The organism is Peribacillus huizhouensis (assembly GCF_014138605.1).
GTDB classification, from domain to species: Bacteria; Bacillota; Bacilli; order Bacillales; family DSM-1321; genus Peribacillus; species Peribacillus huizhouensis.
Window position 1 is genome coordinate 47,426 of the sequence record NZ_JACJHX010000010.1, and the last position, 19,862, is coordinate 67,287.

The following is a 19,862-nucleotide window of genomic DNA, read 5'->3' on the forward strand; positions in this document are numbered from 1 at the left end:
CACCTTTGAGACAACCTTCTTTTATAGTAATGATGGACAATGTTAATTTTTGGCTCAACTCATCTCTTGTTTCATGGAAAACCGCATTAATACAGCATCATTTTTTTGCTGTGATCGTATTCAATATCGTGTTTGAAGTCTGAATCTGAACACCCTGATAATAGTATTTTACAATTTCATCATATTTTTTCCCTTCCATCGCCATACCATTCGCACCGTACTGGCTCATTCCTACTCCATGACCGGAACCCTTCGTTGTAACGATGATGTTCTTACCTTGTCGCTTCAAGGTAAAGTCTGATGATTTGAGGCCTAAACTTTCACGAACTTCCTTACCAGTTAGCTCTTTTCCTGCAATGACCACCTTGCTTATACGGTTCCCCTTTGTCCGGGCCTTTACCGTGGCTATCTCATTTCCCGCAGGCAGTTTTACACCTAATTTTTTTTGAAAATCAGCGACTGATATCATTTCATTATTATAAAACTTCGGTGATGACTTATCCCAAGGGCTTGCTACACTTTTTAAATAAGGGTAAGAACTTTTCCAATAATCCTCAGAATTCTCGGTATATCCGTTGCTAGTTGAAAAGAAAGTCGCAGTGATTGGCTTTCCACCATACGTTAAAATTTGTCCTTTTGTAGCATTTACCGCTTCTTTTATCTTCTTAATTTTCCATGAATAATCTGACCCCCACGATTTTTTCAACTCAGCATCATTTAAATACACCTGATGCAATTCCGTATCTGTAACATCTGCTCCTTTCGGTACCCCCACAACATTATCAGCAAGCAACAAATCCACAATATACGTCCTCGCTGCCAGTGACTGAGCTTTCAATGCTTCTAATTCAAAATCTGCATACATTTCTGTAGCCACCACACCGACAACGTATGATTCTAACGGAATCGTTTGGATCTTTTGTTCGACAGATCGATACACAGCGACATCCACACTTGGCACCTCTGTTGTATTAACATTTTCTATAGGTTCCTCTACGGTCTCAGATAATTTACCATCCTTGTCTTCTTTGGAAAATGGAAGCACAAGTAATGCAGGAATCATAAGTGTAACAAATGCTACAGTTAAAAATAGGGCGATAATCGGTTTGCATGCTCTCAATATTTCTGGGCCTCCCTTTGTCTGCTCTTAAAGGGGAATTGAGTAGAAACGAGTCTTCAATCACTTTATCCCGGTTCAACTAACCATTAGCGGGAACTTAGATCCCACTGATAGAACTTTCGAATGGGAGATTCCTCCGTTCCCACACCTCCCCTTCTCTCAAGACAAATATATGGGTTTGGACAAGCAATTATGACCTTTATTTGAAACTATCAGGAGTTAGTTAATTGCTGATACCACGTAGTTATTTACTGTTTTTCTTCTTACACGGAAAAACAATTTGTCCTTTTATTCCTCGCTAAACCGACAGTAAGACCTCACATAGAAATTTCATTTTATTCAATTTCTATCGATTTTTTGATCAAATTGGGGAGTTGATCTTGTAACTTAGCTAATAAACCAACTAGGTGGATGAGGTAGATGAAACCCAAGAGAAGTAGGGAGAATCATACATCTGTAGATCAATATTTAACACAAGTCTTAAAACAAGGCTATTTTCACATACTTTGTTGCTTTTCAATCATTTTTACACTAATAACCCGGGTTGATTTCCGTTGCAGGTCCTCGCTTTCCGCGGGCGGTCTCAGAAGCCTCCTCAGTGCTTTGCACTTGCGGGGTCTCCCTCAACACGCTTTTCCCGCAGGAGTCTCGCACCTGTAACGAAGATCAACATCTGTTCGAATTGGTTTCTTGCTAAAAACAACAATCTTTACGAAAAGAGCCTAAAACAAAAAAGAAACTGGACTTCATATTAAAAGTCCAGTCACTATAATATATTATGCATTCAAATCTGCTGCAATATTATTAATTATAATTGTATGTTCGTCGTTTACACGTTCTACATCTGCTCCTAGAGCTGCTAATTTCCCGTGGAAGTCCACATAGCCTCGATCAAGATGCTTCAGTTCGGTTACACGTGTTACACCTTCAGCAACTAAGCCTGTCAAAATAAGAGCTGCTGCAGCACGTAAATCTGTTGCCGCTACTTCTGCTCCTTGAAGATCAGATGGTCCATTCATGATTACCGATCTGCCTTCTATTTTGATATTAGCATTCATGCGGCGGAATTCTTCAACATGCATGAAACGATTTTCAAATACCGTTTCCGTAATCATACTTGTTCCTTTTGCACGCAACAATAATGCCATCATTTGCGATTGCATGTCAGTCGGGAATCCTGGATGAGGCATTGTTTTTACATCAACAGCCTTTAAAGTATCGGGACCAATTACACGTAGTCCTTCATTTTCTTCGTAAATTTCAACACCCATTTCTTCCATCTTGGCAATCAAAGAGGTGAGATGTTCAGGAACCGCTCCTTTGACAAGGACATTACCACCCGTAATTGCAGCAGCTACCATGAATGTACCTGCTTCAACGCGGTCTGGAATGATTGAATGTTCAGCACCGTATAACTTATCTACACCTTCAATTTTCAATGTACCTGTTCCTGCCCCTTTAACTTTTGCTCCCATTTTATTAAGGAAGTTAGCAAGGTCCACAATTTCTGGTTCTTTAGCAACGTTTTCAAGCACAGTTGTACCTTTTGCAAGTGTTGCAGCCATCATAATGTTTTCAGTTGCGCCTACGCTTGGGAAATCAAGATACACTCTTGCCCCCTTGAGTCGGCCATTCACTTCTGCTTCTATAAAGCCATTTCCAACTTTCACTTTCGCACCCATTGCTTCAAAGCCTTTTAGGTGCTGGTCGATAGGACGCGAACCGATTGCACATCCACCAGGTAACGCTACACGAGCACGCCCATTTCTTGCTAGTAAAGAACCCATAACCAATACAGAAGCACGCATTTTTCGAACATATTCGAAAGGTGCTTCATCTAATAGTGCTCTAGATGCATCTACAGTAACTTCATTATTACCAAAGGCAACCTCTGCATTCAAGTTGCGCAATACTTCATTAATTGTATATACATCGGAGAGCGTTGGAACGTCCTTAATGATACTTTTTCCATCACTAGCCAATAGTGTTGCGGCGATAACCGGCAAAACGGCATTTTTTGCTCCCTCTACTTTTACAATCCCGCTAAGCTTTCTACCGCCGCGGACGATGATTTTTTCCAAGAGTATTCCCCTCCGCGTCCAATTTCTCTATATTAATATTCAAACGTAATGATGGGTGTGCCAACTACAAAGGTTGTTTTTTTGCCCAATCCATCTGTTCTTAAAGCAAATTGCAAGTTCAAAGATTCGTGTGTCAATGTTTCGGTAAACATGTTAGATCTTGCAGACATAGAAATAAAATGAGGCTCTTTTACACTTTCTATTTCCTCTGCCTGAAATAAATCTAGTAGCCTTATAGATTTCGAGGATAAAACCGTATCAATATTATCATTGAATGTCCCTTTAATACAAGTGAAAGTTGACGGTTTCCCGCGAAATATGACTTTTTTCCTGCCTTGAAAATCTCCTTCAATAAAAGAGGAATAATTTGCATTCCAACTATGCCCTTTAGCCTCATAAATCATATAGCTTACAATATGAGACTGTTCTTGTGAAGACATTAAATGAAGCGATTCTGTTAAATTAGTTTTTGGATCCACATATGTCGCAGTGGCTGTCCATTTCTTATCTTCTGTGGTGATTGTCCAAGTAAAGTCGGGAAATATTTTTTGAAGTTTCTTCACTTCTTTATTGAAATCTTTCCTAGTGTCAATCATCAACGTTTTTTCCCTTACATATACAGACCAATCACTAATTTCTATATTTATGTTCGCTTCTAGCAGCTCGATTATTTTTTCTATATCTTGCTTGTTCTTAGCTACACTTGTACTATTCCCAAGTACAATCAGTATCAAACCAACAAACATTATGTATGTTATCGTCTTTTTCACATTGAAACCCTCCCTTAAGTTTCATCATTTCCGGTTGGGAGGTTGAACATACTTATAATGTATCGTCAGTTATTGACAATATCTTAATTCAGTTGTGTTACTGATTGAACATATATGGGAGTTGTTGCGAATAAAAGAGGTAATCTAAGAAGAAATTGCTTACAGCTGATCCAATTGCAACCGTTAAAAGTGTATATAGAACTCTTGCCTTTAGTACAGAATTTGCTTTTAACATCTTCTCGAAATTTAAGGCTTGGAGAGCCCACCACGTAACGGCAATAAAAAACAGGTGTGAAACAATCCCAATCAACGCCTGTTGGCTAAATGCTGAAAACATTCATAATCCTCCTTAAAAACACCCAATCCATATTATATCACATAACTGCTCGGAACTTGGAATTTAAAAGGGAATATTCTCAAAAAAATTCTAATTCTTCAAAGAAAAGTGGGAGCTAGCATTCTATTTTTAGAAGAAAGGTTTGCTCTATTAAGAACGATGGCTACAAAAAACAAGTTCTATTTTTCGAGTTAAGGACATCAAAAACAGTTTATGATTGTACCTAGAAAACTGGTTTTCCTTCATGTGGAGATCAATTTAAATAGTACACTATTAACTCCTTGATAGAAATCTTGATTTTTACAAAATATGACTGATATAATCGTAGACTCTCGTACTCCTAAAAAAAAGTTACTTTCCTACCATTTATGGAGTACAAATTCCTATTAGAGTCATTAATTAGTTCCTGTTCGTCGTTATGCGTACCTCAATACCTTCAAAACGGTGATAATGCAGACCCATTTCTCTAAATCAAAGCTCGTCAAAAAACGCTTACACTTCTTTACCTATTAAAGAATGGGTAATTCAGAAAGATAAGCTCCAAATTGTACTAGAGAAAAAAATAATAATGTTGAGGCTCTAAAAATAAAGAGCCGTCCCAAGACGAAAGGGTCAAAACCCCACATTTCCTATACAACGTTTAAAGGGCGTGTACAGGACACAATAAACGGTGTATAGCGTGTGTGAAGTCAGACCCTATCCTTGAGACAACCTCTAATTCAGTCTTATTTCGTTTCTGCAATATTAATCCGGTTGATTGCACGCTTTAAAGCTAATTCAGCTCGTTTGATATCGATTGAATCAGGGTTTTCCCGCAATCTTTTTTCTGCACGCTCTTTAGCTGATTGTGCCCGGACAAGATCGATAGTTTCAGCTCTTTCTGCAGATTGAGCAAGAATCGTAACCACGTCTGGACGAACTTCCAAGAAGCCTCCATTAATGGCAATATAGTCTGTACGACCTTCGTTTTTCAGACGAACAGCTGCTATATCAAGAGGAGCTACCATAGGAACATGGCCGGCCATGATTCCTAGTTCCCCGCTTTTTGCCTTTGCGCTTACCATTTCTACCTCTGCATCATATACTGGGCCATCGGGAGTAACAACACTGACTTTTATCGTCTTCATTTCATTCCCTCCTCGGTCCCTTTATTACGCCATTTGTTTTGCTTTTTCAACTACTTCTTCAATTCTTCCTACTAAACGGAATGCATCTTCTGGAAGATCATCATACTTCCCTTCAAGGATCTCCTTGAAGCCTTTAACCGTTTCTTTAACCGGTACATAAGATCCCTTTTGTCCAGTGAATTGTTCTGCCACGTGGAAGTTCTGAGATAAGAAGTTTTGAATTCTACGAGCACGAGCAACAACTAATTTCTCATCCTCGTTCAGCTCATCCATCCCCAAGATGGCGATGATATCTTGTAATTCTTTATATTTTTGCAATGTAGTTTGAACTTGGCGTGCTATACCATAATGCTCAGCACCTACAATGTCAGGGCTAAGAGCACGAGAAGAAGATGCCAATGGATCAACCGCAGGATAAATTCCCATTTCAGACAATTTACGCTCAAGATTCGTTGTTGAATCTAAGTGAGCAAATGTTGTAGCTGGGGCTGGATCGGTATAGTCATCCGCAGGTACATAGATCGCTTGAATCGATGTAACTGATCCTACGTTTGTTGATGTAATACGTTCTTGTAATTGACCCATTTCCGTTGCAAGTGTCGGCTGGTAACCAACCGCTGAAGGCATACGGCCAAGAAGGGCGGAAACCTCAGAACCTGCTTGAGTAAAACGGAAAATGTTATCGATGAATAACAATACGTCTTGTCCTTGTTCATCACGGAAGTATTCAGCCATAGTTAAACCAGATAAAGCAACACGCATACGTGCACCAGGAGGCTCATTCATTTGTCCGAATACCATCGCTGTTTTCTTAATAACGCCAGAGTCGCTCATTTCATGGAAAAGGTCATTTCCTTCACGAGTACGCTCACCAACGCCGGCGAATACAGAAATACCGCCATGCTCTTGGGCAATGTTGTTAATCAATTCTTGAATTAATACGGTTTTACCTACACCAGCACCACCGAATAGACCAATTTTTCCACCCTTAACATAAGGCGCAAGAAGATCTACTACTTTAATACCCGTTTCCAAAATTTCTACCTCTGTAGAAAGTTGGTCAAATGTAGGTGCTTGTCTATGGATTGGATCTCTTCGTACCTCTGCAGATATTGGTGCATCAAGATCAATGTTCTCTCCTAATACGTTGAAAACACGTCCCAAAGTCGCATCTCCTACAGGTACGGAAATCGGAGCTCCAGTATCAACAGCTTCTGCTCCACGTGTCAATCCATCTGTGGAAGACATCGCAATGGTACGAACTGAATCATCACCTAAATGTAAGGCAACTTCAAGAGTCAGACCAGTACCAGATGATGTGTTTTCAATTCTTAACGCATTATAGATCTTAGGCAATTGACCGTTTTCAAACTTCACGTCAACTACCGGACCCATAACTTGAATAACGCGTCCAATATTCATCGTTTTCCCTCCTGTCATTACTTTTGACGACTATCTATGATTATAGAACAGGAAGCAATCGTCTAGCTTACCTGGTCCCGAAGTCTATTATTTTAAACATTCTTGAAGTCTAGCTTCAGGCGCCATCAGCTAAGAAGTTATAAGCTGATATATAGGCGCCTTACACTTTTTTGTTATTCTAATGCAGCGGCTCCGCCGACAATTTCGGTAATTTCTTGCGTGATCGCTGCTTGACGTGCACGATTGTACTGCAAAGATAAAGAATCGATAATCTCTTTCGCATTATCTGTAGCATTTTTCATTGCAGTCATACGTGCTGAGTGCTCACTCGCTTTTCCATCTAGTAAGGCACCGTAAATTAGACTTTCTGCATACTGAGGTAGCAAAACCTCAAGAATTGCTTCAGGGTCTGGTTCATACTCATATGAAGTCAACGTCCCTGAAGTCTCAATATCTGTAAGCGGCAGAATTTTCTTTTCAGTTACCTCTTGAGAGATGGCACTAACATAGTGATTGTAGTACATGTATAACTCGTCACACAATTCATTTTGAAATAAATTCACTGCTGATTTCGCTATATCACTAATGTCTGAAAACGATGGTTGGTCAGGCACGCCAGTTACTTCAAGCTCCACATGCATTTTCCGATTGATAAAGAAATCACGGCCAACTTTCCCGATGGCAATGATGACATATTCGTCGGATGATTTGTGGCGCTGTTGAATCGTTTTAAGGACATGACGAAGCACACTACTGTTGTATGCACCCGCCAAACCTTTGTCCGCGGTAATGACAATATAACCAGTTTTCTTAATTGGTCTAGACATAAGCATCGGATGTGATGCGTCAGTGCTTCCGCTAGCAATACTCATGACGACTTCCTGGATCTTCTCCATATATGGAACATACTTCTTCGCATTGGATTCAGCACGGTTCCATTTTGATGCAGAAACCATTTGCATCGCTTTCGTAATTTGGCTAGTCTTTTTAGTCGAGTTAATACGAGACTTTATATCGCGTAAAGAGGCCATTTATTCTCACCACCCTTGTAAAATTTAATTAGACCGATTATTCAGATGCTACGAAATTCTTTTTGAATTCTTTGATAGCAGCTGCGATTGCATCCTCTTCAGGAAGATTACCTGTCGTACGGATGTGATCTAATAAATCAGAGTGAGAACGATCTAAGAATAAATAGTACTCCTCTTCGAAACGAAGAATATCTTTTACAGGAATATCATCTAAGTGTCCACGAGTTAGAGCAAACAGAATCATAACTTGCTTTTCAACTTTGATTGGCTTGTTAAGATCTTGTTTAAGTACCTCTACTGTACGTACACCACGATTTAGTTTAGCTTGCGTTGATTTATCAAGGTCAGAACCGAATTGAGTGAATGCTTCCAACTCACGGTAAGAAGCAAGGTCAAGACGCAATGTTCCAGCAACCTTTTTCATCGCTTTAATTTGAGCGGATCCACCAACACGAGAAACAGAAAGACCTGCGTTAATCGCCGGGCGCACACCAGAGAAGAATAAATCAGACTGCAAGAAAATTTGTCCATCCGTAATAGAGATTACGTTTGTTGGGATGTAAGCAGAAATATCACCTGCTTGAGTTTCAACAAATGGAAGTGCAGTAATAGAACCAGCACCTAACGTATCGTTTAATTTCGCCGCACGCTCAAGTAAACGTGAGTGCAAATAGAATACGTCTCCTGGGAATGCTTCACGACCTGGTGGACGGCGAAGTAGCAAGGACAGTTCACGGTAAGCTGATGCTTGTTTTGAAAGATCATCATATACAATTAACACATGCTTGCCTTGGAACATGAAATGTTCACCCATTGATACACCTGCATAAGGAGCCAAGTATAATAACGGAGCCGGCTGTGAAGCAGATGCTGTTACAACGATTGTATAATCTAACGCACCATGCTTACGGAATGTTTCAACTGTATTACGTACCGTTGATTCTTTTTGGCCGATTGCTACATAGATACAAATCATATCTTGGTCAGCTTGGTTCAAAATCGTATCAATTGCAACAGTTGTTTTACCTGTTTGGCGATCTCCGATAATTAACTCACGTTGTCCACGACCAATCGGTACAAGTGCATCAATCGCTTTAATACCTGTTTGTAACGGTTCATGAACAGATTTACGATCCATTACACCTGTAGCTGGGCTTTCAATTGGACGAGTTTGCGTCGTATTGATCGGACCTAATCCATCGACTGGTTGTCCTAAAGGATTCACGACACGACCAATTAATTCTTCACCTACTGGTACTTCCATAATTCGTCCTGTACGACGAACTTCACTGCCTTCTTGAATATCTTTAAATGGTCCAAGAATAACGACACCAACGTTGTTCTCTTCAAGGTTTTGAGATAGTCCCATTGAACCGTTTGCGAATTCAACGAGCTCTCCTGCCATAACGTTATCTAAACCGTGAACGCGTGCAATCCCGTCCCCAACAGAGATAACAGTACCAACGTCGCTTACTTTAATTTCAGACTGATAGTTTTCAATTTGCGCCTTTATCAGCGCACTGATTTCTTCAGCTTTAATGCTCATGAATTTCACCCCTAACTGTGAATATTAGCTTAATAGTTGTCTACTAAGGCGCTCAAGCTTCCCATTAACACTTCCGTCAAAAATACGGTTGCCAATACGGAGTTTGATGCCGCCAAGAATGCTTTTGTCCGCAATATTAGTAATTTTCAGTGTCCGTTTTCCCACTTTGGCTGCGAATACGGATGACACAGCTTCACTCTCATGATCAGACAGTGGGCGAACTGTGTATACAGTCGCTTCTGCTACTGATTTCGCTTCATTAGCCAGTTCGATAAATTCAAGCGCCATTTGTGCGATTGAATCGGTACGATGACGTTCAACCATAATGAGCAATGTATTCTGAACATGACGAGAAACACTAGAAAAAGATTGTGTAATTACGTCTTTCTTTGATTTAACTGGAATTTTTGGCTGTGTTAGAAAGGCTAAAAGTTCTTTATCAGAATTGAAGACCTCTCTAACTGCTGTGAGCTCTTCTTCTAATTGATCAAGAAGGTTTTGCTCTTGTGCAATTTGGAAAAGAGCTCTAGAATAACGCTTTGCTACCGCAACATCACTCATCGCTCTTCTCCTGCCTCTTGAATATAATGATTAATTAGTTTCTCTTGATCTGCTTCTGATAGTTCTTTTTCAATAACTTTAGAAGCAATTAAAACAGATAAGGATGCGACTTGTTCGCGCAATGCAACGATAGCCTTCTCCCTTTCTTGGACGATTTCTCGTTTTGCTGATTCTTTTAGGCGTTCAGCTTCTGTACGTGCTTGGATAATAATATCCTCACGCTGAGCCTCACCTTGTTGTTTCGCGTTTTCAATAAGCTTTGAAGCTTCTACGCGCGATTGCTTTAATAATTCACGTTGCTCTTCTAAATATTTGCTTGCTTCTAACCTGCTTGCTTCTGCAGCATTGATTTCAGATGCAACATGCTCTTCACGTTGAGTCATTATGCCCATTAGAGGACCAAATGCATATTTTTTAAGCAAAAATAACAAGATGACAAACATGATCAATTGGAACAATGCATCTCCACCGTTAAACTTGCTTATAGATAATCCCAATACTAAACCGCTTGTTAACACGCTTGGTTCACTCCCTTCACGAGTTTCACTTATAATAAAGTTGTCTTTAAAAGAGTTAGACCCTAAATTAAGACAGCCATGTTTACTTTTACAAAGTTTCTTTTAGCTGTATGATACATACTGAATATGGGCATAAAGGAAAGGCGAAGGTTCACATGAAACGAACTTCGCCACTTTTGAACTTTTTAATGATTCTATTATTGGCCTAATACCATGAACGCGATAACTACGGCAATAATTGGCATCGCTTCTACTAGACCTACACCGATAAACATTGTAGTTTGTAGCATTCCACGAGCTTCTGGTTGACGAGCGATACCTTCTACTGTTCTTGAAACAATGAGACCGTTACCAATACCTGCACCTAGTGCTGCTAAACCAATTGCGATTGCTGCTGCAAGAAGACCTACTGAACCTACCATTATTAATTTCCTCCTCGAGATATATGTTTTTTCAAATTAGTTCTTAATGAACTTATAATTAATGGTCTGAACTGACTTTATGAGACAGATAAACCATTGTTAACGTAACGAAAATAAACGATTGAATTGCACCTACAAAAATACTATATCCTTGCCATACCAATGTTGGAATGATGGCTCCAAGAGCACCCCAAATACTACTCATAGCAAGTGTTCCTGCTAATAAACCAAGCAATACTTCACCAGCAAATATATTACCATACAAACGTAAACCGAGTGTCAGAGTATTTGAGAACTCTTCGATTAATGTCATTGGGTTTTTGTATGCCTTCAAGTATCCTTTGAAGCCTTTCATTTGTATACCATAATAGTGCGCTAAACTTAGAACTAAGACTGCTAAAGTCAAAGTTACAACAGGATCGGCTGTCGGTGATTTCCACCAAAGTTCATGATCATATGTGATCGCAAATGGAAGACCAAGCATATTCGATACGAATAAATACATAATCAATGTCATTCCAAGCAGTTGGAAACGGCCGCCCGTTTTCCAGTCCATTGAACTATTAATCATGTTCTTTATAAAGTCCATGACCCACTCCATAAAATTTTGCATACCAGTTGGCTTCATTGCAAGTTTACGAGAGCCAAGTGTAGCGATAATGAAAACAATAACACTTGCTACAGTTATCATTAATACATTACTTAAGTTAAAGGTTAAGCCAAATAAATCAGCCGTTGGTGACCCATGATTCAACTATATTCACCTCTCTTCCCTGCTACCGACGTTTTATGTGGATAATAAAATCTATAATAATGACAAGATAAGCTGTCATCAATCCCAATACTACACTAATCAAATGAAAATGTTCTGGGTATTCAAGTGCAATAATAACGGCCAAACCAGCTGAAGCAAATCTGGTCATTGTTCCGAGAGATTTAACCTTTCTTCCTTCCGTTATTGCTTGATCAAATTTTTTCATCTTTTGATTTACTAGCCATAAATTGTACAAACTTAGGCTAGTTCCTAACAAAAGCCCCCCAAACACAGTTTGATAATTTGTAAATCCCCAGCCTAATACAAAAGCCGCCAAGAGATAGACCATGTATTTACTCTGCCTTTTAAAAACTATGTTTATTTCTGGCATCTTTTCGTTAATCTCCTGAGAAAATTTTCCTTGCTTTTTTGGAGCATCGCAAACGTATGTATTGCATGTCCAGTGAGAAGAACCGATTGTGAAAAAAATACGGCTTGGTGTCAGGCGTTCGGTTTGGCATCTTCTTATTAAAAATGCTAATATACAATGAACCGACAAATTGTGAAAGAATCGCTGACAATTATGCCACTGCCGTATACGGCTACGATTTTTGACGCATATTGTGCATCCTTGCGGTCGAAATTTGTGGAGGATGTGATTAATACTCCGATAGAACAAGACAAAAAAACCGTCTTGAGACATTGAAACCCCTACCAATTACATCCTTAGTTAGCATACAATAGCCTAACATGTTATGTCAATGTGTGGTTCGTGAATTTTGTCACAGAACGGTAATAGTTAACGAATTGTTCACATTTGTATTTTACCTTTTTGTTGACTTTTAAAAAAACACCTTTTTCAATCAATAATGATGGTCGTTTCTATTTGATCTTCCTTCCCAAATTTTCTTGCAAAGATAATTGCTGTATAAATTCCTGGCACAGGAAGTTCATCTTTAGCTAACTCCTTTTTTAGTAAACCCGGCGGAGCGTGTTTCGCCCAATCCAAAAATCCAATAAAACGAAAATTGTCTGGATCATAAAGAGCAATCCCGACTTCATCAGCACCACGAGGTAAATACATTTCATACCGATACATTCCTTCTTGGTCCCCAGCGCTAAATTCAAATCCCATTACCCTTGGATAATTTGGTTCCTCTTTCACATAGAGAAACGGCAGACTAATTTCTTTTACCCCTTCAACCAGTGTTAAATAACCATCATAAATTCCCGTTTCCATAAGTGCCGGGTTTATTTGTAATCCTAAGTGGACTTGTTTCTTTTCTCCTGGATTAATCGAAAAGGAAGCTGGTAAATCCCATGTGATTCCCTTCTCTTTCATCGGAATCTGAAATGAGTAATTCTTCTTCTCCTTGCTAGTGTTTTCAATGACAAGCTTCTCTTCATGTTCATGAATGCCTTCTTTCTTTGAGAACATCCCAAACGAAAGAGAACTTGGGTAGAGAAGCGTATCTGCCTTTAACGCCTGATCAATCCGTAAGCGACCCGCTCCTTGTTCGAATGTACGATATAGTTTCCCGTCTTTATCTAGCAATGGTTTAGATGTACTCATTAAGGCAGATTTCACTTGTTCCGGTGTCCATTCCGGATGAGCTTGTAGGATGAGTGCACTTGCTCCAGCTACATGTGGAGAAGCCATACTTGTCCCTTGCATTTCTAAATAGCCTGAAGGGATTGTACTATTGATCGCCACCCCTGGAGCTAATAGATCTGGTTTAATACTCCAACTTACTGTAACTGGTCCTCTAGAACTAAAATCAGCTAACTGATCTTGTTCCTTCTTATATATGAATTGCACATTTCGCTGCTTAGACCGAATCTGCCTTTTTACCAACTCTCCCGACTTTTTCGATATAGAGACGACTGGTATACCCAAGCCTTTTGTCACGCTACCGCTAAAGTTCCCTTCAGTATTGTTAAAAATAATAACGGCAACCGCTCCTGATTTCTTGGCATTTATGACTTTCTCAGTAAATGATATACTCCCTCTCTCAATCAGAGCTATTTTCCCTTTCACTTGTTTTAGATCATGTATCCTACCTATTCCTCCATCTATTAATTCTTCTGTAAAGTGAAGATCCCAAGGTTTCGCACCTTGCATAGGCATTAATTGAATCATTTTCTTCCTCGCCCCTAGCCCTACTTTCATATATGGGATAATCATTGGAGGTGTCGACGCTCCAACAGAAATGGCTCTATCTGCTGTACCGGGTGATCCAACCGTCCAGACCGCTGGACCTGAGTTTCCATTTGAAGTAACCGCAACGATTCCACTCTCCACCGCTTTATTCAAAGCTATTGAGATGGGCAAATCTGGTCCATTTACATCATTCCCTAATGACAAATTAAGCACATCCACTTTATCTTCAATCGCAGCTTCGATTGCTCCTAATACTTGTTCAGTATTACCAGTCCCTCCTGGACCAAGCGCACGGTATGCGATCACATCAGCTTCTGGAGCTACACCTTTCATTTTTCCATTAGCTGCGATAATTCCTGCTACATGGGTACCATGTATGGTCGATTGGTCACCTTGTCCTTTTGTTTCCATCGGATCTCGATCTCCATCAACTAAATCACGACCTCCTTTATACGCTTTTTGTAAATCAGGATGTGTGTAGTCAATACCAGTATCAATAATTCCAACCATGATCCCTTTTCCAGTAATTCTTTGTTTTTTGCCGTCAAAAAAAGACCTCGCTTGATCAGCCCCAATAAAAGGTATGCTTGAATCGGCTTGAACACGATAAACCGACACTTCTGATATCGCAGAAATTGCATACTCTTTTTTCAGTTGCATAATCTCCTCTCTTTTACCTTTGACGGAAAAACCGACGATAGCGTGTTTATATATTTTCCTTAGTTGTAGCGATGAATATTTTGCTAAAATTGTCTGAATATCAATAGTAGAAACAGGTTTTTCCAACAGTACAATTGCTGTCATATTTTTGGATTCAGTTTGTTTTGGCAATGGCGGTAGCTCTGTTGCCGCTACTGACGTTACACTTGTACACAAAAGGATAAGTATGATTAGTAAAGAAAAGTATTTTTTCAGCAAAAGCGACACCCCTTTCACATATGGTTTCACTTAAGCTCAAGTCTATACATATGAGGGAAATCCTTTTTATTAGCAGTGGGTTTAAGATAGTAGAATCAAAAAAGATCTGTTCCCGCAACTACTATACACAGTGAATATTTCATACTGTATATAGAGTTCAAGATCAGATCTTTCTGAGGTTCTAATTTCCTCCAGGAATAAATGTTTCCGGAGCTTTATTAGTTCGCTTGAAGTAAAAACGAATGGCTTCCGCGATCCTTGCTGATGTATGTCCATCACCATAAGGATTGTGAGCCTTCGCCATTTGTTGATAGGCTTCTTCATTCGTTAACAATTCAGTTGCTAGATGATAGATCGTATCTTCATCTGTTCCAGCAAGTTTAAGAGTGCCTGCTTCAATTCCTTCAGGGCGTTCTGTTGTATCTCGTAAAACTAGAACTGGAACACCGAGTGAAGGGGCTTCTTCTTGTACCCCACCTGAATCGGTCATGATTAAATATGATTTCGCAGCAAAGTTGTGAAAATCAAATACATCTAATGGTTCAATTAAATGAATGCGTGGATCGTTTCCAAGAACTTCAGCTGCTAACTCTCTGACAACTGGATTGAGGTGTACAGGGTAGATTACCTGTACATCATCATGTTCATCTATAAGCCTTTTAATTGCACGGAACATATTCCGCATCGGTTCACCTAGATTTTCACGACGATGAGCCGTTAATAAGATGAGACGACTATCTCCAATTTTATCTAATACTGGATGAGAATACGTCTCACTCACTGTTGTTTTTAGCGCATCAATGGCTGTATTTCCTGTAATGAATATGAATTCATCACTTTTTCCTTCATTAGTTAAATTCTCAGCTGCTTTTGCAGTTGGAGAAAAATGCAAGTCAGCAATCACTCCTGTTAGCTGACGATTTGCTTCTTCAGGAAAAGGTGAATACTTGTTCCATGTCCGCAGTCCTGCTTCCACATGACCAACCGGTATTTGATTATAAAACGCAGCTAAGCTCGCCACAAATGTTGTTGTCGTGTCACCGTGGACTAAAACGATATCTGGTTTCACTTCCCTCATCACTCCATCAAGACCCTCGAGTCCCCTTGTCGTTACATCGATGAGCGTTTGGCGATCCTTCATAATATTCAAATCGTGATCTGGTTGAATCGAGAAAATTTCCAGTACTTGGTCAAGCATTTGTCGATGCTGTGCTGTAACCGTAACAATCGATTCAAAATGTTCCGGTTGTTTTTGTAATTCAAGAACTAATGGAGCCATCTTGATCGCTTCAGGCCTTGTACCAAAAATCGTCATAACCTTAATCGGTTTTGACATGATTACCACCTCGTTTTATCTTATTTTGTTCCGAACAATCGATCTCCTGCATCTCCAAGTCCAGGAACGATATAACCATGGTCATTTAGCTTTTCATCAAGTCCAGCAATGTATATATCTACATCCGGATGTGCTTCCTTCAATAATTCAACGCCTTCAGGAGCTGCAATTAAACACATAAATTTAATATTAACTGCTCCTCGCTTCTTAATAGACGTAATCGCTTCAATTGCAGATCCGCCTGTTGCCAACATCGGATCAACAACTATGCACTCTCTTTCCGCTAAATCGCTTGGGAGTTTCACATAATATTCTACAGGTTTCAATGTTTCCGGATCACGGTATAGACCAACATGTCCTACTTTAGCAGCTGGAATCAAATTCAAGATTCCATCTACCATACCAATGCCTGCACGTAGAATAGGAATAATACCAAGTTTTTTACCTGATAATACTTTTACTTTCGCCTTGCTTACTGGCGTTTCAATTTCTACTTCTTTTAACGGCATATCGCGAGTAATTTCGAATGCCATTAAAGTTGCTACCTCATCTACTAGCTCACGAAATTCCTTCGTTCCTGTTTGAACATCTCGTATAAAAGCCAACTTGTGTTGAATAAGTGGATGATCGAATACATATACCTTTGCCATTAAAGGTTCTCTCCATTTCTATTCCTGGATTTTTCTATACTTTGAAAGTATAGAAGTGTAATCATGTTGCATTTAATTAATAGATCACTGCACTAAGGACTAGTGACGTTTTTTTCTTTTTGCCGGCAAGTCTTTCCGACAAAAAACACACTTCTAACCATTTTACAGAAAAATATATCTAACTGCAATTATGAATCAAGAAATCACATGTTCATATTTTTAAAGTCGACATATTTCTTAACATGTACCGTGAAGCGATCTTTATCCTTTATACACACAAGCTGATTTTAGCAAATGGTTCAAAGCAAAAAAAAGAAGCTGTCATAACGAAGGGCCTCCCCCCACATCTGCTATACATCGTTTAGTAGACGTGAGAACACGATAAACGATGTATAGCATGTGAGGGCAGACCCTTTTAGACTGCCTCTTTATTGATTATAAAGATGGATATAAAGTATATTTTCCAGAAAGAGCTTCCACTCGTTGTTTCGCTTCTTCCAATTTTGCTTCGTTATCTACATTTTTTAGAACCAATCCAATAATTGAAGCAATTTCATCCATGTCTTCTAAGCTAAATCCACGGGAAGTCACTGCCGCAGTCCCAATTCGAACTCCGCTTGTTACAAATGGGCTTTCAGGATCGAACGGAATAGTATTTTTATTTACTGTGATTCCAATATCATCCAACGCTTTTTCAGCCACTTTACCAGTCAATCCAACTGAACGGACATCAATCAATAGTAAATGGTTATCCGTTCCATCTGACACAAGCTGGATTCCTTCTTTTTTCAAAGCGTCACCGAGGCGTTGTGCATTTTCAATAATTCGCTTTCCGTATTCCTTAAATTCGGCTTGCAGTGCTTCTCCAAAAGCAACAGCTTTCGCCGCAATCACATGCATTAACGGCCCACCTTGAATTCCTGGGAAGATTGATTTATCAATCTTTTTCGCAAATTCTTCTTTACAAAGAATCATCCCACCGCGAGGTCCACGTAATGTTTTATGAGTCGTTGTTGTAACAAAATCAGCGTAAGGGACCGGACTTTCATGTAACCCAGCTGCAACTAGCCCAGCAATATGAGCCATGTCGACCATCAAATACGCACCAACTTCATCAGCAATTTCTTTAAAGCGTTTGAAATCAATAGCACGCGGATAGGCGCTCGCTCCAGCGACGATTAATTTCGGCTTGTGTTGACGAGCCTTCTCACGCACATCTTCATAATTAATCAAATGGCTTTCTTGATCTACACCATACTCAACAAAATTGTATTGAACACCACTAAAGTTCACGGGGCTTCCGTGCGTTAAATGGCCACCGTGAGAAAGATTCATACCAAGCACCGTGTCTCCAGGCTCAAGAATCGTGAAATAAACAGCCATGTTCGCTTGCGCACCAGAATGCGGCTGAACGTTTACATGTTCGGCACCAAAGATTTCTTTCGCGCGATCACGAGCTAAATCTTCGACAACATCCACATGTTCACATCCACCATAGTAGCGTTTACCCGGGTACCCTTCTGCATATTTATTCGTGAGTACAGAGCCTTGGGCTTCCATAACAGCTTCACTGACAAAGTTCTCTGAAGCAATCAGTTCAATCTTGCTTCTTTGGCGACCTAATTCTTCTTGAATAGCTTTAAAAACCTGCTCATCTTGATTCGCTAAACGGTTCATCGTAATCCTCCTCTTAATACGTGATTTTCAGTATGTATCGCAGATTAATGGTTGATACCAACATCTAATCTACTTAACTACTAATTCGAAAAATATCTCTTTCATTTTACCATGTTCAATAAGTAAGCGGAAGTGTAACTATTTAGATTTATCGAACATTAAGTTTTTTTTTTAGGGAATCGTTCGTGTAATTCGTATTTCTAACAAAAAATACTTCTCATTTAAGAGAAGCTTTACTCGTTTTATCCCGGTTTAACAGACTGTAAATCCCCGATTGGTTTAACTAACCATCAGTGGGTGATGAAAAAAACCCCACTGATGGAAGTTTCACTTTATAAACAGCTTTGGTTTTCTGAAGTATTAGTATAAACAGCACGTTCGCCGCCAATTAGTTTTGGTCGAGTTGTAGCGAGTGTGACATGCGCATTTCCAATTTCCTTTACCGAGGAGCGAATCGGGACTACTACATGTTTAAGATGCATTCCGATAAAAGTATCTCCGATATCAATGCCAGCATCTGCCTGAATATATTCAACAACCACAGGATTTGCTAGTTTCTGATATGCAGTTGTAGCCATTGCTCCACCAGCTTTTCTAATTGGAACTACTGCTACTTCCTCATATCTTCGTGAATCTGCATACTCTTTATCTAAAACGAGTGCTCTATTTAGATGCTCACAGCATTGAAAAGCAAGTTGAACTCCCGTTTTTTTCTGAAATAATTGTAATTCAGCGAAGAGCATATTTGCTACATCTAGCGTACCTTCTGTTCCAATCTTTTTGCCGATAACTTCGCTTGTGCTACAACCTATGACAAGCATCTGCTTTTCTGACAATCCTACCACTTGTTGAAATTCTGCAAGCAAAGTTCTGAATTGACTTCTGATCAACTCTAATTCTTCATATGCCATGAAATACGCTTCCTTTCAGAATTATACGTTTTTGTTCTCATACTCAGAAATTTTTCCGATTCGATTCGCATGACGACCACCTTCGAATTCTTCAGTCAACCATGCTTGAGCAATAGAACGGGCAAGACCTGGGCCAATGACACGTTCTCCCATCGCAAGCATATTGCTATCATTGTGCTGACGAGTCAACTTCGCGCTATATACGTCATGCACAAGCGCACAACGAATCCCCTTTACCTTGTTTGCAGCGATACTCATACCAATTCCAGTTCCGCAAATCAAAATACCTTTATCATATTCTCCATTTGCTACCTTTTCTGCTACAGGGAGTGCGTAATCCGGGTAATCTACAGACGATTGACACGTACAGCCAAAATCATCATAAGGAATGCCAAGCTCGTCCATTAACTTTTTTATTTCTTCGCGGATTACTATTCCACCGTGGTCTGATGTGATTGCTATTTTCATTGTAACCCTCCCCAGGATTTTTTATTTTATTGTGTCACAAATGAATGAAAAG

General features: G+C 39.6%; 19 protein-coding genes. All 19 read right to left on the reverse strand.

The features are described from left to right. Positions 1 to 97: 97 nt before the first annotated feature. The 19 genes from spoIID to rpiB all read right to left on the reverse strand — a co-directional run bounded on the left by spoIID (position 98) and on the right by rpiB (position 19,810). Positions 98 to 1,120: a stage II sporulation protein D gene (spoIID, locus tag HNP81_RS15190; RefSeq protein ID WP_220478593.1), complete on the reverse strand. Its 1,023-nt coding sequence runs from the start codon at positions 1,118 to 1,120 to the stop codon at positions 98 to 100. A gap of 776 nt (positions 1,121 to 1,896) precedes the next feature. Next, entirely contained in the window at positions 1,897 to 3,201 is a 1,305-nt protein-coding gene (murA, locus tag HNP81_RS15195) for a UDP-N-acetylglucosamine 1-carboxyvinyltransferase (protein ID WP_028393451.1), read from the reverse strand. Positions 3,202 to 3,233: 32 nt separating this feature from the next. After that, positions 3,234 to 3,971, reverse strand: a complete 738-nt coding sequence (locus HNP81_RS15200) for a YwmB family TATA-box binding protein (protein ID WP_182503183.1) — start codon at positions 3,969 to 3,971, stop codon at positions 3,234 to 3,236. Positions 3,972 to 4,068: 97 nt separating this feature from the next. Further along, positions 4,069 to 4,308 carry a DUF1146 family protein gene (locus HNP81_RS15205; RefSeq protein ID WP_028393449.1) on the reverse strand — a complete coding sequence of 80 codons (240 nt, stop codon included), beginning with the start codon at positions 4,306 to 4,308 and terminating at the stop codon, positions 4,069 to 4,071. A 725-nt stretch (positions 4,309 to 5,033) separates the two neighbouring features. Then, positions 5,034 to 5,435, reverse strand: a complete 402-nt coding sequence (locus HNP81_RS15210; protein ID WP_028393448.1) for a F0F1 ATP synthase subunit epsilon — start codon at positions 5,433 to 5,435, stop codon at positions 5,034 to 5,036. A gap of 24 nt (positions 5,436 to 5,459) precedes the next feature. Then, on the reverse strand, positions 5,460 to 6,857 hold the full coding sequence (gene atpD / locus HNP81_RS15215; protein WP_028393447.1) for a F0F1 ATP synthase subunit beta: 1,398 nt from the start codon (positions 6,855 to 6,857) through the stop codon (positions 5,460 to 5,462). Positions 6,858 to 7,030: 173 nt separating this feature from the next. Then, complete coding sequence (locus HNP81_RS15220; RefSeq protein ID WP_028393446.1) at positions 7,031 to 7,888, reverse strand: F0F1 ATP synthase subunit gamma; 858 nt, start codon at positions 7,886 to 7,888, stop codon at positions 7,031 to 7,033. Positions 7,889 to 7,925: 37 nt separating this feature from the next. Next, positions 7,926 to 9,434 (reverse strand): F0F1 ATP synthase subunit alpha, encoded by a 1,509-nt coding sequence (atpA, locus tag HNP81_RS15225; protein ID WP_028393445.1) that lies wholly within the window; start codon positions 9,432 to 9,434, stop codon positions 7,926 to 7,928. 24 nt (positions 9,435 to 9,458) lie between these two features. Continuing rightward, positions 9,459 to 9,995, reverse strand: coding sequence for a F0F1 ATP synthase subunit delta (locus tag HNP81_RS15230; RefSeq protein ID WP_182503184.1), 537 nt, complete (start codon positions 9,993 to 9,995; stop codon positions 9,459 to 9,461). Beyond that, on the reverse strand, positions 9,992 to 10,513 hold the full coding sequence (gene atpF / locus HNP81_RS15235; protein WP_028393443.1) for a F0F1 ATP synthase subunit B: 522 nt from the start codon (positions 10,511 to 10,513) through the stop codon (positions 9,992 to 9,994). The genes HNP81_RS15230 and atpF overlap by 4 nt, the downstream gene beginning before the upstream one ends. Before the next feature lie 197 nt (positions 10,514 to 10,710). Beyond that, a complete protein-coding gene (atpE, locus tag HNP81_RS15240) occupies positions 10,711 to 10,935 on the reverse strand; it encodes a F0F1 ATP synthase subunit C (protein ID WP_028393442.1) in 225 nt (74 codons plus the stop codon). Positions 10,936 to 10,993: 58 nt separating this feature from the next. Next, positions 10,994 to 11,689 (reverse strand): F0F1 ATP synthase subunit A, encoded by a 696-nt coding sequence (gene atpB / locus HNP81_RS15245; RefSeq protein ID WP_028393441.1) that lies wholly within the window; start codon positions 11,687 to 11,689, stop codon positions 10,994 to 10,996. Positions 11,690 to 11,711: 22 nt separating this feature from the next. Further along, the gene (locus tag HNP81_RS15250) at positions 11,712 to 12,080 is read right to left on the reverse strand and encodes an ATP synthase subunit I (RefSeq protein WP_028393440.1); all 369 of its coding nucleotides are present in this window, start codon (positions 12,078 to 12,080) and stop codon (positions 11,712 to 11,714) included. 468 nt (positions 12,081 to 12,548) lie between these two features. Further along, entirely contained in the window at positions 12,549 to 14,768 is a 2,220-nt protein-coding gene (locus HNP81_RS15255; protein ID WP_281384512.1) for a S8 family serine peptidase, read from the reverse strand. A 181-nt stretch (positions 14,769 to 14,949) separates the two neighbouring features. After that, positions 14,950 to 16,104, reverse strand: coding sequence for a non-hydrolyzing UDP-N-acetylglucosamine 2-epimerase (gene wecB, locus HNP81_RS15260; protein ID WP_028393438.1), 1,155 nt, complete (start codon positions 16,102 to 16,104; stop codon positions 14,950 to 14,952). Positions 16,105 to 16,124: 20 nt separating this feature from the next. Next, positions 16,125 to 16,754 (reverse strand): uracil phosphoribosyltransferase, encoded by a 630-nt coding sequence (gene upp, locus HNP81_RS15265; protein ID WP_028393437.1) that lies wholly within the window; start codon positions 16,752 to 16,754, stop codon positions 16,125 to 16,127. A gap of 435 nt (positions 16,755 to 17,189) precedes the next feature. Further along, a complete protein-coding gene (glyA, locus tag HNP81_RS15270; RefSeq protein ID WP_182503185.1) occupies positions 17,190 to 18,431 on the reverse strand; it encodes a serine hydroxymethyltransferase in 1,242 nt (413 codons plus the stop codon). Between the two features lie 332 nt (positions 18,432 to 18,763). Next, positions 18,764 to 19,342: a TIGR01440 family protein gene (locus tag HNP81_RS15275; protein ID WP_182503186.1), complete on the reverse strand. Its 579-nt coding sequence runs from the start codon at positions 19,340 to 19,342 to the stop codon at positions 18,764 to 18,766. A gap of 21 nt (positions 19,343 to 19,363) precedes the next feature. Then, positions 19,364 to 19,810 carry a ribose 5-phosphate isomerase B gene (gene rpiB, locus HNP81_RS15280; RefSeq protein WP_182503187.1) on the reverse strand — a complete coding sequence of 149 codons (447 nt, stop codon included), beginning with the start codon at positions 19,808 to 19,810 and terminating at the stop codon, positions 19,364 to 19,366. Positions 19,811 to 19,862 lie beyond the last annotated feature (52 nt).

Excerpts from the sequence above, each read along its gene's own strand:
- atpE (WP_028393442.1), bottom strand. The coding sequence starts at position 10,935 with ATGGTAGGTTCAGTAGGTCTTCTTGCAGCAGCAATCGCAATTGGTTTA.
- HNP81_RS15220 (WP_028393446.1), bottom strand. The coding sequence starts at position 7,888 with ATGGCCTCTTTACGCGATATAAAGTCTCGTATTAACTCGACTAAAAAG.
- wecB (WP_028393438.1), bottom strand. The coding sequence starts at position 16,104 with ATGTCAAAACCGATTAAGGTTATGACGATTTTTGGTACAAGGCCTGAA.
- atpD (WP_028393447.1), bottom strand. The coding sequence starts at position 6,857 with ATGAATATTGGACGCGTTATTCAAGTTATGGGTCCGGTAGTTGACGTG.
- glyA (WP_182503185.1), bottom strand. The coding sequence starts at position 18,431 with ATGAACCGTTTAGCGAATCAAGATGAGCAGGTTTTTAAAGCTATTCAA.
- atpA (WP_028393445.1), bottom strand. The coding sequence starts at position 9,434 with ATGAGCATTAAAGCTGAAGAAATCAGTGCGCTGATAAAGGCGCAAATT.
- upp (WP_028393437.1), bottom strand. The coding sequence starts at position 16,754 with ATGGCAAAGGTATATGTATTCGATCATCCACTTATTCAACACAAGTTG.
- HNP81_RS15210 (WP_028393448.1), bottom strand. The coding sequence starts at position 5,435 with ATGAAGACGATAAAAGTCAGTGTTGTTACTCCCGATGGCCCAGTATAT.
- HNP81_RS15275 (WP_182503186.1), bottom strand. The coding sequence starts at position 19,342 with ATGGCATATGAAGAATTAGAGTTGATCAGAAGTCAATTCAGAACTTTG.
- HNP81_RS15250 (WP_028393440.1), bottom strand. The coding sequence starts at position 12,080 with ATGCCAGAAATAAACATAGTTTTTAAAAGGCAGAGTAAATACATGGTC.
- HNP81_RS15205 (WP_028393449.1), bottom strand. The coding sequence starts at position 4,308 with ATGTTTTCAGCATTTAGCCAACAGGCGTTGATTGGGATTGTTTCACAC.
- rpiB (WP_182503187.1), bottom strand. The coding sequence starts at position 19,810 with ATGAAAATAGCAATCACATCAGACCACGGTGGAATAGTAATCCGCGAA.
- HNP81_RS15230 (WP_182503184.1), bottom strand. The coding sequence starts at position 9,995 with ATGAGTGATGTTGCGGTAGCAAAGCGTTATTCTAGAGCTCTTTTCCAA.